Origin of the sequence: Bacillus sp. BS98, assembly GCF_008432245.1 — a bacterium.
In the GTDB taxonomy this organism is placed as follows: Bacteria; Bacillota; Bacilli; order Bacillales; family Bacillaceae_G; genus Bacillus_A; species Bacillus_A toyonensis.
In genome coordinates, this window is record NZ_CP043830.1 from 3975451 (window position 1) to 3990951 (window position 15501).

Consider the following 15501-nt stretch of genomic DNA (forward strand, 5'->3'; position numbering starts at 1 on the left):
CAAAATAACGAAACATTCTGTCTTAATTTGTCGCTTTTTATATACCATGCAATAAATTGCACGGTACGCAATTTATTGCATGCTATTTTTTGCACACTCACACTTTTCTAGCTTGTAATATAGATTTCGAACTGAAATTCCTAATGCTTTTGCAGTTTTCGTTTTATTCCCATCAAATTTCTCTAGATATCCACGAATAATATTCCCTTCAAACTCTGTCACTAAATGTTCAAGTGGCTTTTCTTCTAATTCAGGTAATAAGTTATTTTGAGCTAACTCCGCCTGCTCTTCTTTATGCAAAGGGGGTAAATGCTGTACATCAATATATATCTCGTTATAATTCATAAAGATAATCGCTCGTCCTAAAATATTTTCAAGTTCCCTTACATTCCCTGGCCATTCATATGATTGTAGATAGGAAATAGCCGAATCAGTGAGCCCCTCTACATTCCGACCATAATCTTGGTTTATTTTTTGTATCAATCGTTCAGCAATTGCCGGTATATCTCCTTTTCGCTGACGAAGAGACGGAATTTGAATTGGAATTTTATTTAATCGATAATATAAATCCTCTCTAAACTCTCCTTCTAGAATAGCCTTTTCTAAATTCACATGTGTCGCTGCAATTACCCGAACATTAATAGGTATCGCTTTCGTTCCACCAACTTTTACAATTTCTTTTTCTTGCAACACGCGAAGGAGTTTCGCTTGCGTATTTGCAGACAACTCACCTATTTCATCTAAAAAGATACTACCGTTATTCGCTTCCTCAAAGAATCCGCGTTTCCCCCCTCTTTTCGCTCCAGAAAACGCACCCTCCTCATAACCGAATAATTCACTTTCTAACAACGTCTCCGAAATCGCCGCACAGTTTACACGGACGAACTTATTATATTTTCGATTACTTCCATTATGGATCGCATGTGCAAATAATTCTTTACCCGTCCCAGATTCTCCGCGTAACAATACTGTTGCCGGTGTATTCGCCCCAAGTTTCGCCTGCTCGATAGCTGCAGTTGTTTCATCTGAAATTCCGACAATATCATCAAATGAATATTTTGCTTCTAATGTACGAATAATCTGTCTCGCTCTATTCAACTCATTTGTTAACTTTTGAATTTCTGATACGTCACGAATTACACCGACGCTTCCTTTTAATATCCCATCAACAATAACGGGTGCTACGTTTACAATTACATCGCGCTTCTTTTGCCCAATCTTCATATGTATTCCGCGTACCGCCCTACGCGTTCGAAGTACTTTCATATGCATACTTTCACCTTCTACAATATCAGTTGTAGCCGGTTGTCCAAGAATATCTTCTTCTGTTAAACCCGTTAACTTCGTATAAGCAGGGTTTATAACTAATCCTCTTCCTTTCTCATCGACAACCGAAATTGCTTCTTCAGATGAGTTGATAATTGCCTCGAGTAACGTTTGAATTTCTTTTAAATCTGTAACTTCTTCCGCTAAATCTACAACTTCTGTAATATCTTTAAAAATCGCAAATGCCCCTTGAACCTCTCCTCCTTCTTTTAATATTGGAATACGTGTTGTAATAATTTTCTTTTCATTTTCTAACGTCAGTTCATAATTTACTTCTATTTGTTTCGTACGTATAATGCGAAGCAGCTTACTAGTTGGAATAACTTCTAAAATATATTTCCCTATCGCGTCTTCTTTTTTATATCCGATAATACGCTCTGCACTTTTATTAAAAAGACGGACTTGTCCCTCTTTATCAATTACAATCATACCGTCATGTGTAGAATTTAAAATTAATTCTCCTTGTTGCGTCTGTTCCTCTAACTGTCCAATTAAACCTTCCTTCTCATGCGCTAATTTTGTAACAATTTTCGCAATATCACCTGGAATGAGAAGAGTATCTTTATGCTTTTTCTCTAGTAAAACTTTATGTAAACCATCGTCACCTGTCATATCAAATATGACATCGATATGCATAGAAAGAAACGGAGTTACACTCTCTCCAATCACAATCCCATTTTCCTTAGCAATTTGTAATCCTTGCGCAGTCGGATTTATATCAATAACTCCTATAATTTGAAATATATTCGAACTTTGTAACAGATTCAGCAGTGTACTTCCACCTTCACCTGCACCAACAATTAAAACCTTTTGTTTCATACATTACACTTCCTCTCGAAGTATCTCTGCAAAATTTTTCACACCTTTATCTTACTCGCTCAGCCCCCTCTTGACAAACCCCCTTCTCATATAACATCATTGGAATATACTAAATAATCTGAAAAGGAGCGTTATGTATGCAGCGTTACCTTGCTCTACTATTAGCACTCATCCCTATTTCATTAGCTGTATTCGGCATTAAGTTAATGAGAGATACTGTGTTTGGGATTTTATTCCCCCCAATTTCTATACTATGGTTACAGTTTTTTATTGGCGCTCTCTGCTTCGCACTCGGGTTTTACATCTTTGGTGGCTTCGTCTTACACCGAGACCGTAAACGCAATAAAGTTCAAGCTCGCTTTAGAAGATAAAGTAAAACTTTAATCACTAGGGTTTTGTCCATTTCTAACTGATGATGAGTCCTACAACAAAGAGCTTGATAAATAAAAAATGAGACCTTTATATTAGGTCTCATTTTTTTATCGGCAATAAAGTTCTTGCTGTTTCAGGATAATCGGTAATAATCGCCGAAATATTCATATCAAAATATTTACGCATAAGAGTTTCTTCATTTATTGTATAGGGGCGAACCTCTACACCACTTTCCATTGTTAGTATAGCTATGGCATCTTGAAGGTAACGATAATTAGGATGTACTGCTGTTGCGCCCATTTTTTTTGCATATGCCCACGGACTATGCAAACCTTCACGATATAAAATAGCTGTTTGAATATCCGGAGCCATCATATGACATTTTTTCATACTGTAGTGATTAAACGAAGAAAATACAACACGATCTTCTAGACTAAACTTACGTACAAGTGTTATAACCTCTTCTTCTAAACCTCTGTATGGGATTTTATTATTTTTAAATTCAATATTGAGTAGCAATTTCGTTTTGGCGAGCCATTCTAATACTTCTTCTAGAAGAGGTATTTTACAAAAACCTACTTTATCACCGAATTTATAACTCGCATCCAACTTACATAAATCCTCATATAAATAATTTCGAACCGCACCTTTTCCATTTGTTGTCCGATCCACTGTTTCATCATGAATGACGACAACCTTTCCATCTTTCGTTAGTTGAACATCAAGCTCAATTCCGTCCGCTCTAAAAGCCTCCGCCGCTTCAAATGAAACCATTGTATTTTCCGGATACGTTCCCGCTGCACCACGATGTGCAAATATAAGAGTCATCCTCACTCCCCCAATCTTATGCTATACTATACGAAAAAGGAGGTACTTCTATGAGACCATTACAAATTTCTCCAGACACTGCAGTTCGCTTATCAAAAGCATTAGGTGTGCCGCTCGAACAGCTCATGCATATGCCACAACACATTTTAATTCAAAAGCTAGTTGAATTAGAAAAACAAAATAAAGACGAAGAATAATATGGTCCTGTTTTGCAGGACTTTTTAATTTATCCTTACTACATATACTATCACAAGTACATCTTCCATACAGTGAAACTTCCACCAGATAAGTTATCTTGTCTTATTCTCCTACTGATCCCACAACTAATCGCTTTCTTACAAGCATTCTTTGAACAAAAAAATGAAAGAGCGTTGCCTCATGGCACCGCTCTTTCATTTCTCTATTGGAAATATATTAAACCTTTATCATTTATCCACTTTATGATTTATCGTTGTCTTATTATGCTCTGTTTTCACCCATGTATGTTGTTGCTTCCATTTAATTAGACCAACAATTTGAGCATAAACAAACGTATATGCGTAATAAAAGATAGAAAAACTCATTTGGATAAGTTTATACTTTCTATTTGTATCTACCTTAACTGCATAATACATACAAACAACAAATTGATACAGGAATAATATTAAAGAAAGAATACTCGCACCTAAAATCATCGCAACTAAACGTTTCCCTATTGCAGGGATATCTTGATATGATTGCGTCGCAACAACATATCCTAAAGCAATTAAAATACCTATCAAGGTTATTGTCATTTGAACTGCACGAGTCATTCCGAATAGATAAAACAACTGGTCAATAATTCTTATTTTCCCTTTTTCAGTAAACAGTTTTTTTACCATAGGTTTAAAGTTTGTAAATGCAACATACCAATGCCCTTGAGACCAACGCGTACGTTGTTTAATACTAATTTTAAAGTTATCTGGTTTTTCATCGTATACTCGAACAAAGTGATTCCATAATACTCTTCCATTATCTTTAACAATTTCCATCTCTAATTCTAAATCCTCTGTTAGCGAATCAAAACGGAAACCACCATGTTTCATTAAGTACTCCATTTTAACAATGAACCCAGTTCCACCAATAGCATTCGGTAATCCCAGACGATATTTTGCCAGCTGGAAGAAACGATTTGTTAAGTAATAGCTCATAGCATAACCAAGCGATAAATTAGTCGCTGAGTTTTTTGAATCTAAATAAATTTGAATCGCTTCTGGCTTATCTTTAGCAATGTACTGTGAATTTAACTCTTGTAAAACATTCGAATCGACATGATTATCAGCATCTAAAATCATTAAACAGTCATATTTTTCAGTCAGTTTATCAAATCCTAAATGACGTAACGCATATTGTAAACCTGCTGGTTTCCCTACGCCTTCACGAGGAAATAGCTGTTCACTTGTATTAACATATTTCATTCCCTTTTCTTCACAAATAGCACCTGTTCTATCCGTACTATTATCATTTACAACATAAATATCATACAAATCATCTCGGTATTGAATTTTTCTTAAATTATCAATAGTTGAACCAATTACTTTCTCTTCATTATGTGCTGCAACTAATATTAAAAACTTTGTCTTATCTTCAATTATTTCATAATCACGTTTCGCTTTACCAAATCCAAAAAAGGAAATGATTACATAGTATACCGTATTAATATTAACATATACTGTAATGATAAAAAACAATGCTAATAACACGGTAACTACTTTTCCGCTCAAAAATTCCATGTCCATCCTCCTAAAATCTTTCCAATATACACCATTATAGACTCTTAAATAATAATAATCTAGTTCGTTTCGTATTTCAAATAGTTTTTCTTACATAACGATGAAGATTAGTATCGTAAATAATCATAAAATACAGTGGAATTTTAGTCAGCTTTTTTTATCTATCTCCACTGACTATTATCCTCTATTAATTAAGCTTTTATTGTAATCTACCTTTCGCTAACCACCAAATCCCACTTACTAACATTACGTCTAAGCAAACTGTAAATAAAAATAAATGTTTAGCGAAATCCCCTTCTCCACTTCCAACAAATGGGACCACATAAGAAATCATGCCAATTATAGCTACCGCTGTAAATATGTCAGGAATAAGCCGCTCACTATGCGTCTTAGCTCTTCTGTATTCTAGCAAAATTCCTAGTCCATATAAAACGTATAAAAGAACAATCCATATGAATCCATTTGGATGATATTGCTCTTTCACATGACTCCATAAAGAAAATGTCTCCACTTGAGTAGCGGGAACTGGATTATCTTTTTTCTCATAATTACCAAGAAAAGCAACCCCATCAACGGACGGTCGGATAGTCCAAGCATATTCAGCTGTTGCCTCTAGTTTACTCCAAAATCTTTGTGGATGCGTCAAATAAAATTTGGCGATATCAGGAAATTTTATTTTATTATATAATTCTTTGTGCAATCTCGGGTCTTCCTGTGGTATCGCTGCATTAGACCAAAAATGAGTTCCTGCATTTACAGCAAGTTCTGGATCAACTCCAAGATCACGTAAATCTTGTTCTGGGTTTGGAGAATCTTTAAGAACCCCATAAAATACTGTTTGATATATATTAATTTTATCAATCCAGGCAGGTGAGCTTTTATAACAAATGAAAGATAAAATTAAAAGTAATGCCGTCATTGATACAATTACACTTCTCCATACTTTATCCTTGCGTATAAACCATAGTCTAATAGTAAGTAATGCTGCTATAAATCCTGCTGGTGTATACTGCGTTTTAGAACAAGCTAGCATTATTGCTGATATATAAAACAAAATAACTAACCAAATAGACGGATGTTTCTGACGCGCAAGTTGTATTCCTAATGCAATTGTTAAAAATAGAAACACATACGTTACAGCTTCACCATACATAGAATTAAAATATAGTATGTATCCAATATCTGCAAAAACAACAATTGTTAACGTTACAAGAAAACCATTCACGATTTTATTATTCGTTTTATTCAGTTTGACAATTAGATATAGTGCTAGAAGAAAAATCATAATATATTCGACCGCTAGAACTCGTATATCAAACCAAGGTCCTGGTAATATTTTACCAATCCATAAAGCTGGAACCATGAGAAACAACTGCGAAGAAACATAATCACCTGCAGCTGGATTCACATAAGCATATAAATGATGGATAAATGAAAAGTATTTATCTACCCTCGCTTCATTTGGATCTGGATAAGCCAATCCAATTTGAATCATAATACGTTCAAAGTCACCATTGTCAGCGAGACCAACAATAGGCTTAATAAGTAATAAACCAATCATTACTATTGCCGCAACAACAACTGCTATAACTTCCCATTTTAACCACTTTGTCTGCATTTTTTATCTCCTTTATATGCATGCCATTACGTCATCGTTTTTTGCCAGACAAACATGCAACTAGCATTATCCTTCCAGCTCTTTTTAAGTGTAAATTACAACCTATTTTGTCATATTTTTAAGAAAAGAATCTAGAAATACGAAAGCTTATAGTAAATATACCTCTTTATTTACTATAGCTTTCACAATATAAAAATCAACAAAATTTTACATCATCTACCTTAAACTGTCAATTGTTAATCTGATCTTTCAACATAATATTTTATTTATTAATTTAAATATTAGCTTCTTTCAGCAATAAAAAATTCAATTGGCCTCTTATTAGGACGTCGTTCGCACTAATAAGAGGCGAGGGATGGATACCTCCACTACTTATAGTTTCACTTTATTACACTTGTTTTGCATCGCTGTAGTTGCTTCGCTTTCAGTAGAATTTCCAGTAACATATAGATCCCCATCTCCCCTCTACCTACTACCTACTACCTACTACCTACTACCAGCGATTCTCCTTTTTATCTATTTCAGCACTTGCTTGTTTATCTACTGGATAATCTGCAAGTTTTAATATCCAAAAGGTCGCCACCACCACAAGCCCCTATAACCACTACTATCCCTAGCCAAGTTAATATTTTATTTTTCCGCTCTCGTCCCCCCATCTGTATTTATTAAAACCTCTCGCAAAATATTATATAAAAGACCGTGCCCTTATAAGTAATCCTTCTAAATATAGACTTTATATCCTAGGGAGTTGAATGAGCCTTTAATTTACAAAAAAATTTTACTTCTCTACAAAATAAAAAGGCAAATGAATCATAAAATTCATTTGCCTTTGAATGAAACTTTTATTTTTTTAAAATTAGTATTGTTTCTAGATTTCATCGTCAGCTTTGCTATTTATACTCTCAGCTAGCCTTATGTTCAAGTCTCAACTTATCCGCAACCATTGCGATAAACTCAGAATTCGTAGGTTTTGCTTTTGACATGGATACTGTATAACCAAATAAGGACGAAATAGAATCAATATTTCCACGGCTCCACGCTACTTCAATCGCGTGACGGATTGCACGCTCGACACGGCTCGCTGTTGTATTATATTTCTTTGCAATATCTGGATATAATACTTTCGTAATAGACCCTAGTAATTCGATATCATTGTACACCATAGAAATCGCTTCTCGTAAGTACATGTACCCTTTAATATGAGCAGGTACACCAATTTCATGAATAATACTCGTAATACTTGCATCTAAGTTTTTCGGTTTTCCATCTATTGTTGTTGCTGATCGGAAAGATGGTAATGGACGTTTAATAGTAGCATTTGCCTTGCCACTCACTTGACGAATATGACTAGTTAAATTCTCCATATCAAATGGTTTTAATATGAAATATGAAGCACCTAGGTCAACTGCTTTTTTCGTCACATCTTCTTGTCCAAATGCTGTTAACATAATTACGCTAGGCTGTCTTAACCTTTCAATATGTCGCATTTTCTCTAGTACAGCTAAACCATCTAAATGTGGCATAATAATGTCTAAAACGAGTACATCAGGCTGCTTATCTGTTAATAAGTTTAAACACTCTTGACCATTATAAGCAGTACCGATTACTTCCATATCATCTTGAGCAGCTACATAACTCTCTAGCATTGATACTAATTCTTTATTATCATCCACAAGACATACTTTAATTTTCTCCACAGCTTTTCCTCCCTTACCGAATCGATTCTCCGACATGTGTATCCTTCTAGGCTACATGAATTGTTCGACAATTGTGTGAAAATTCCCTTTTAAAGTTTGTTACTTTCCGATAAAATCACAAAAAAATATGTTTATCGTTCATTTATTCCCTTTCGCAACACATTCCATCATAGAAATACAACGAAACGTTCAACCCTTTGCTTATATTTTACAACAAAAAACATCTCTTGCGGAGCTTTTACAAAATTTCAACGAATTTTTCAATAGAAAAGCGAGCTAATGAATAAATTAGCTCGCTTTTTTTTCTTGATCATAAATATTAATTCCAGCCTCATGTAACATCCATTCAATATGAACACCATACCCTGATGTTGGATCATTGACAAATACATGTGTAACGGCTCCGATTACTTTCCCGTTTTGTACAATTGGACTTCCACTCATCCCTTGTACGATACCACCTGTTTTTGCTAATAAACGCTTATCTGTTACTTTTATTACCATACCTTTTGTAGCTGGAAATTTTTGCGGTACCGTACTAACAACTTCAATATCAAATGCTTCTACTTTATCTTGATCAATAACTGTTAATATTTTTGCCGGTCCTTCTTTTACTTGATGAGATAATGCGATAGGCATTGCTTTATCCATTACGCCGTTTGTCATATTTGTATTTAATTTTCCAAAAATACCATACGGACTATTTATTGTAATATTGCCAATCACTTCACGATCTGGTGAGAACCTTGCTAACTTCTCTCCTGGATTCCCATGACTACCTCTTTCAATCGATGTAACTGTCGAACGCATAATTTGTCCATCTTCAACTTGAATCGGCTTTTTCGTATCATTATCAGAAATGACATGACCCAGTGCTCCGTATTTCATAGAATCTGGATGAACAAATGTCATTGTTCCGATTCCAGCTGCCGAATCACGAATATATAAGCCAATACGATAAGACGATTCCCCACTGTCTTTTTGTGGTGTTAATTTCGTGCGAATGTATTTTCCATCTCTTAACAAAACAAGGTTAAGTGGTTCACCTGTTTCACCACTACTATGAATAAATGGTGCGACATCACTCATTCTTTCAATTGTTTTACCATTAATTTCAGTAATCATATCTCCAATTTGCACACCAGCTGTTTCACCAGGAGATATTTTACCTTTTTCAGTTTGAATTAAATGATGGCCTACAACAAGTACACCTTTTGTGTTTAATTTCACACCAATTGATTGTCCACCTGGAATAACTTTAAAATCTTTTAATACTTTCACATTTACTTTTTTTACTGGAAAACCAGCGATTTGGAACACCATGTCCGCTTCACCATTTTGATGAGAATTTACCATAAGTCCTTGTTTTTGTTCATTCGAACTCACTGTAAATACATGGCTATTTGTAGATGAAGCTTTAAAAACTGGTAATGAAGCTATTTCTGATTGTTGTCCTTCAAAAACAACAAGTTGCTTCGGGGATGAAATAAACGTCCGAAGCGGCTTAAAACATCCAATAAAAACTAAAGAAACAAGGAGACAAAGACCTATTATTTTTCGAAATCTTTCTAATTTCAATTTGTTCACTCTCCTCGCTCCTACCCCACATTCAGCCTCTTGGCTTCACTTTTTAATCTCTCCTTGCAGTGCTTTATTTATAACCGGAAGAATTAAGAAATCTTCATTTGAGAAAAAAAGCTATCCATTACTGGATAGCCTCTGCTGTCTGTTTAAAATGATGCGCTTGCGTAAGTAACTCTTTCGCATGTTCTGTCGTTAAATCTGTAATTTCCACACCAGAAATCATTCGAGCTATTTCTGTTACTTTATCCTCCATAGTTAAAACGGTAACTGATGTAATTGTCCGATCATTCGCTACCTGTTTTCGAATAAATAAATGCGAATCCGCCATTGAAGCTACTTGAGGTAAGTGCGTAATACAAAGCACTTGTGAGTTTACTGATACACGATAAATTTTTTCCGCAATAGCCTGTGCAACTCGACCACTCACACCAGTATCCACTTCATCAAAAATAACAGATGCAATACCTTGATGTTTAGAAAAAATACTTTTTAAAGCTAAAATAATACGAGATAACTCTCCACCTGAAGCGACCTTTGAAAGTGGTTTTAACGGTTCACCGGGATTCGTTGAAATATAAAACTCCACGTGATCATAGCCGTCCGCCGTAAGGCGCACCGGTGCGCCTTCCACAAGAGGTTCTTCTGCATTTCCTTCTCTCTTCATGATTCTCACTTCAAATTTCGTTTTTTCCATATATAGTTCTTTTAATTCTTGATGAATAGCATTTGTAAGATGCTCTGCAAGTTCATGACGCATATTACTTAACAACGTTGCTTCTTTCAGAATAACACTTTCTAATTCCTTTAACTGCTTCTTCGTCGTTTCAATATGAACGTCTTTATTTTCAATCGTAAAAATTTCTTGCTCAATTTTATCAGCATACGCTAAAATCTCTTCTACATTATTTCCATATTTTCTCTTTAGCATACGAATTTCATTTAAACGTGTTTCAATTTCATCTAGACGATTCGGATCATATTCCATCATATCGAGATTTTCTCTAAGTTGATACGCAACTTCTTCTAATAAGTAATAGCTATTTGCAATTGAATCATGATTTTCTTGATATACTTCATCTAAATGTGTAATACTCTCCATTTGTCCCATTGCACTTCTTACATTATCTAATCCTTGTCCGTCAGCACTTAACGAACGATATGCATCACCTAACGCTTTATAAATCTTTTCAAAATTAGAAATTTGCAATCGTTCCTCAGTTAATTCATTTTCTTCATCCTTCTTTAAATCAGCCTTACGGATTTCTTCATGCTGAAATTGAATTAAATCTAAGCGATGTGCCATTTGTTGTTCATTTTCACTTAACGATTTCAATTGTTTTTTTAATTTCTCATAGTCAGCGTAAACAGTTTGATATATATCCAACTGTTTAACAATACGCTCCCCATCAAAATGATCGAGCATAAACAGATGTCGCTCTTCATTCATTAAGTCTTGCGTTTCGTGCTGTCCATGAATATCAACAAGCGTTTTGCCAATCTCTTTTAATATACTAAGAGTGACAAGTTTCCCATTTACACGACATACACTTTTTCCGTTTGCAGCAATATCACGCTTCAAAATAATCATGCCGTCTTCTATTTCTATATCTAACTCTTCTGCCTTTTCAATACATGGATGCTTATCGTCTTCCACATAAAATAACCCTTCTATCTCAGCTTTTTCTGTTCCGTATCGAACAAATTCCGCTGAACCACGGCCACCTACAAGTAAACTAATCGCATCAATAATAATCGATTTTCCAGCTCCTGTTTCACCACTTAAAACTGTTAAACCTTTTTGAAAAGAAATATTTAATGCCTCAATAATAGCAAAGTTTCTAATCGATAATTCCGATAACAATGCCCCATTCACCTCGTTATAAACTAATCCCCTACTAAGGGCTTTTCTCAGTTCTTTATTCAAATAGTCATACTATATGTTTGTATGTACTCTTCTAACCCGCTCCATTGTACCAAACATTCGTTTTACGGGTCAATCCACCTATTTTCTAATTTTATTCAAACAAAATATTATATTACAATTAAAAATTCACATTTTTAACCGCTAAAAAAATCCTGTTCACTTTCCACTTTACAGAGGAAAGCAAACAAGATTTTTTTGTTACAACATATTTAAGAAACGATCAGAGACAACACCTGTATCCTCAGGTGTACGGCAAATAATTAAGCAAGTATCATCACCACAGATGGTTCCGATGATCTCATCCCACTCTAAATGATCAATAAGTGCTCCAAGTGAATGAGCGTTACCAGGCAATGTTTTTAGCACAAGCATATGTCCTGCCGTGTCTAATTTTACAAATGAATCCACTAGATTTCGTTTTAATTTTTGTAACGGGTTAAACCGTTGATCTGCTGGCAAGCTATATTTATAGCGACCATCATGTAATGGCACCTTCACTAAGTGCAGTTCTTTAATATCGCGCGATACTGTTGCTTGCGTTACATTAAATCCCTCATTACGTAAAATATCAACTAATTCATCTTGTGTTTCGATTTCTTTGTTCGCAATAATTTCCCTGATTTTAATATGGCGCTGACCTTTATTCATACATTTGCACCTCACACTATCTCTTACCATAGTTTAAACATTGGTATACTTCACTTATTTATGTTAACTTATAATTCGTTACTTGTACACAATTGTTTTTACAATCATTATACAATTACAGCAAAAAGAGGAACAACATATGTTATTCCCCTTTTCCTTTTTGTTTTAGAACGTCATGCGCTTCTGTAACAACTTGCTCAATAGAAATTGGAGAATGATTTTTGCCACTCTCATCACGTTCACCATGCCATTTTAAATGAATTAAGAATTCAATATTACCGTCTCCACCCGTAATCGGTGAGAATGTTAAACCTTCTACATCATAGCCTTCTTTTAAAGCAAAATCGACAATCATTTCTACGACAGCTTCATGCACTTTTCTATCACGAACAATGCCTTTTTTCCCAACTTGCTCTCTTCCAGCTTCAAACTGCGGTTTAATTAACGCTGCTACATCACCGTTAAGCATAAGCATTGTTTTTAAAACTGGCAGTATTAGTTTTAATGATATAAATGAAACATCTATACTAGCAAATTGTGGTAAACCACGCTCTAAGTCTGCTGGTGTCACGTAACGGAAATTTGTACGTTCCATTACGACAACACGCTCATCTTGACGCAATTTCCACGCCAATTGATTATATCCTACATCTAATGCATAAGATAGTTTCGCTCCATTTTGAAGCGCACAATCTGTAAAGCCACCAGTTGATGAACCAATATCTATCATAACTTTATCTTGTAAATCTAGATGAAATGTCTCCAGTGCCTTTTCAAGTTTATAACCACCACGGCTTACATACGGCATAACTTGTCCCTTTACCGTAATCTCTGTATCTTGTGGGATCTTCTCTCCTGGCTTATCGAGTCTCATCTCATTCGCATATACGAGTCCAGCCATAATAGCACGTTTCGCTTTCTCACGTGTTTCTATAAGCCCTCGCTCTACTAATAGTACATCTACTCTTTCTTTTTTTGCACTCATTTGTTACGCCCTTTTTTGTTTTGATGGAATCATTGTATGAATACGGTCTACAACAGCATCTGTCGTTAAACCAATTTCTTCTAATAATTTTGTTACACTACCGTGCTCTATGAAACGATCTGGAATACCCATTCTTTCAATTAATGCACTATGGTATCCGTTCTCAGATGCAAATTCAACTACTCCAGTTCCAAAACCACCGATTAAACAAGCTTCTTCAATCGTTAAAATCGGTATGTTTTTTCCTAAGAGATCATGTAAATACGCTTCATCCATTGGTTTAATAAAGCGAGCGTTCACTACTTTCACTGAAACTCCAGCCTTTTCAAGACGCTCTGCTGCTTCCATTGCCATTGGAATTGTCGTACCAAATGTTAAAATAGCTGCCTGCGTACCTTCTTTTAACGTTTCCCATGTGCCGATTGGAATTGCCTTTAATTCTTCGTCCATATGAACGCCAAGACCATTACCACGTGCATAACGTAAAGCGATTGGTCCATCTTCATATTGCATCGCCGTATACACTAAATGTTGCCCTTCATTTTCATCTTTTGGCATCATTATTACCATATTCGGTAAATGACGTAAAAACGAGATATCAAATACACCTTGATGTGTTTCACCGTCTGCTCCTACTAATCCAGAGCGATCTATTCCGATGAAAACATTTAAATTTTGACGACATATATCATGAACAACTTGGTCATATGCTCTTTGTAAAAACGTTGAATAAATTGCTAAGAATGGTTTCATCCCTTGCGTTGCCATACCTGCTGCCATTGTTGTAGCATGCTGTTCTGCAATACCTACATCGATCATACGATTCGGGAATTCCTTTTGGAATTTCTCAAGTTTCGATCCAACAGGCATTGCAGGCGTAATTGCAACAATACGCTCATCTTCTCTCGCCAACTTAAGTACTGTTTCACTAACAACAGCACTCCATGCTGGTGCAACTTCCTTCGGTTTAACGAAGTCACCTGACTCAATTTTATACGGGCCTGTTCCATGCCAAGTTCCAATTACGTCACTCTCAGCTGGTTTATAACCTTTTCCTTTTTTCGTAATCACATGAACAAGTACTGGACCTTTTGTTTTCTTTGCATATTGCAACGTTTCGAATAACTTTTCATAATCGTGCCCATCGACTGGACCTAAATATGTAAAGCCTAACTCTTCGAAAAATACGCCTGATACTAGTAAATATTTAAGACTATCTTTTATTTTCTCTGCTGTTGCAGCCACTTTCCCACCGACTGCCGGGATTTTTTTCAATATATACTCTAGTTCATCTTTTACCCAATGGTATTTTCCTGCGGTACGTAAACGACCAAGTACATTATGAAGCGCACCAACGTTTGGTGCAATTGACATTTCATTGTCATTCAAAATAACAATCATGTCTGTTTTTTCATGCCCAATATGGTTCAATGCCTCTAAGGCCATTCCACCTGTTAAAGCACCATCTCCAATGATTGGTATAACATATTCTTTCGTTTTCTTTAAATCACGTGCTAAAGCCATTCCCATTGCAGCAGATAGTGATGTCGAGCTATGACCTGTTTCCCATACATCGTGCTCACTCTCACAACGTTTTGGAAAACCACATAGACCTTGATATTGCCTTAATGTACCGAATTCCTTCGCACGTCCTGTTAAAATTTTATGTACATAGGATTGATGTCCTACATCCCATAAAAATTTATCTTTCGGACTATCAAATAATTTATGCAGAGCAATTGTGAGTTCTACTACACCTAAGTTAGGTGCAATATGTCCACCTGTTTGAGAGAGCTCTTCAATTAAAAATTTACGAATATCCTCACTCAATCCCTCTAGTTCACTGATAGACATATCTTTCAAAAAACTAGGGTTTTGAATTTGCGTTAGATCCACATGGATCACTCACTTTCATTTCATAATCTGTCAACATGTCAAATATTATAAAA

At 35.4% G+C, this 15501-nt stretch carries 12 protein-coding genes; 2 read left to right on the forward strand and 10 right to left on the reverse strand.

From position 1 onward, the window contains the following. Positions 1–72 precede the first annotated feature (72 nt). Entirely contained in the window at positions 73–2145 is a 2073-nt protein-coding gene (locus tag F0362_RS20535; protein WP_149889941.1) for a sigma-54 interaction domain-containing protein, read from the reverse strand. 137 nt (positions 2146–2282) lie between these two features. Between F0362_RS20535 and F0362_RS20540 the strand changes: the two genes are divergently transcribed. Beyond that, the gene (locus F0362_RS20540; RefSeq protein ID WP_001190186.1) at positions 2283–2516 is read left to right on the forward strand and encodes a DUF2627 domain-containing protein; all 234 of its coding nucleotides are present in this window, start codon (positions 2283–2285) and stop codon (positions 2514–2516) included. Between the two features lie 100 nt (positions 2517–2616). On the opposite strand, the gene F0362_RS20545 is transcribed toward F0362_RS20540, so the two are convergent. Beyond that, on the reverse strand, positions 2617–3345 hold the full coding sequence (locus F0362_RS20545) for a glycerophosphodiester phosphodiesterase (protein WP_000172598.1): 729 nt from the start codon (positions 3343–3345) through the stop codon (positions 2617–2619). Positions 3346–3395: 50 nt separating this feature from the next. Here F0362_RS20545 and F0362_RS20550 point away from each other — a divergent pair, with 50 nt between their 5' ends. Further along, on the forward strand, positions 3396–3542 hold the full coding sequence (locus tag F0362_RS20550) for a YycC family protein (protein WP_001247671.1): 147 nt from the start codon (positions 3396–3398) through the stop codon (positions 3540–3542). 228 nt (positions 3543–3770) lie between these two features. Here the strand turns inward: F0362_RS20550 and F0362_RS20555 are convergent, their stop codons facing one another. The 8 genes from F0362_RS20555 to dxs form a co-directional block, all read right to left on the reverse strand. Next, positions 3771–5096, reverse strand: a complete 1326-nt coding sequence (locus tag F0362_RS20555) for a glycosyltransferase family 2 protein (RefSeq protein ID WP_000395075.1) — start codon at positions 5094–5096, stop codon at positions 3771–3773. Positions 5097–5295: 199 nt separating this feature from the next. Next, a complete protein-coding gene (locus tag F0362_RS20560) occupies positions 5296–6714 on the reverse strand; it encodes a glycan biosynthesis hexose transferase WsfD (protein WP_001193753.1) in 1419 nt (472 codons plus the stop codon). 902 nt (positions 6715–7616) lie between these two features. Beyond that, positions 7617–8411: a sporulation transcription factor Spo0A gene (gene spo0A / locus F0362_RS20565; RefSeq protein WP_000411416.1), complete on the reverse strand. Its 795-nt coding sequence runs from the start codon at positions 8409–8411 to the stop codon at positions 7617–7619. Between the two features lie 288 nt (positions 8412–8699). After that, a complete protein-coding gene (gene spoIVB, locus F0362_RS20575) occupies positions 8700–9998 on the reverse strand; it encodes a SpoIVB peptidase (protein ID WP_002048975.1) in 1299 nt (432 codons plus the stop codon). 118 nt (positions 9999–10116) lie between these two features. Next, complete coding sequence (gene recN / locus F0362_RS20580; RefSeq protein ID WP_000947738.1) at positions 10117–11856, reverse strand: DNA repair protein RecN; 1740 nt, start codon at positions 11854–11856, stop codon at positions 10117–10119. 261 nt (positions 11857–12117) lie between these two features. After that, on the reverse strand, positions 12118–12567 hold the full coding sequence (gene argR / locus F0362_RS20585; protein WP_001032581.1) for an arginine repressor ArgR: 450 nt from the start codon (positions 12565–12567) through the stop codon (positions 12118–12120). A 142-nt stretch (positions 12568–12709) separates the two neighbouring features. After that, positions 12710–13552 (reverse strand): TlyA family RNA methyltransferase, encoded by an 843-nt coding sequence (locus tag F0362_RS20590; RefSeq protein ID WP_001274740.1) that lies wholly within the window; start codon positions 13550–13552, stop codon positions 12710–12712. 3 nt (positions 13553–13555) lie between these two features. Then, on the reverse strand, positions 13556–15448 hold the full coding sequence (dxs, locus tag F0362_RS20595) for a 1-deoxy-D-xylulose-5-phosphate synthase (protein ID WP_000366442.1): 1893 nt from the start codon (positions 15446–15448) through the stop codon (positions 13556–13558). Between the last annotated feature and the right edge of the window lie 53 nt (positions 15449–15501).

Excerpts from the sequence above, each read along its gene's own strand:
- F0362_RS20535 (WP_149889941.1), bottom strand. The coding sequence starts at position 2,145 with ATGAAACAAAAGGTTTTAATTGTTGGTGCAGGTGAAGGTGGAAGTACA.
- F0362_RS20540 (WP_001190186.1), top strand. The coding sequence starts at position 2,283 with ATGCAGCGTTACCTTGCTCTACTATTAGCACTCATCCCTATTTCATTA.
- F0362_RS20545 (WP_000172598.1), bottom strand. The coding sequence starts at position 3,345 with ATGACTCTTATATTTGCACATCGTGGTGCAGCGGGAACGTATCCGGAA.
- F0362_RS20550 (WP_001247671.1), top strand. The coding sequence starts at position 3,396 with ATGAGACCATTACAAATTTCTCCAGACACTGCAGTTCGCTTATCAAAA.
- F0362_RS20555 (WP_000395075.1), bottom strand. The coding sequence starts at position 5,096 with ATGGAATTTTTGAGCGGAAAAGTAGTTACCGTGTTATTAGCATTGTTT.
- F0362_RS20560 (WP_001193753.1), bottom strand. The coding sequence starts at position 6,714 with ATGCAGACAAAGTGGTTAAAATGGGAAGTTATAGCAGTTGTTGTTGCG.
- argR (WP_001032581.1), bottom strand. The coding sequence starts at position 12,567 with ATGAATAAAGGTCAGCGCCATATTAAAATCAGGGAAATTATTGCGAAC.
- F0362_RS20590 (WP_001274740.1), bottom strand. The coding sequence starts at position 13,552 with ATGAGTGCAAAAAAAGAAAGAGTAGATGTACTATTAGTAGAGCGAGGG.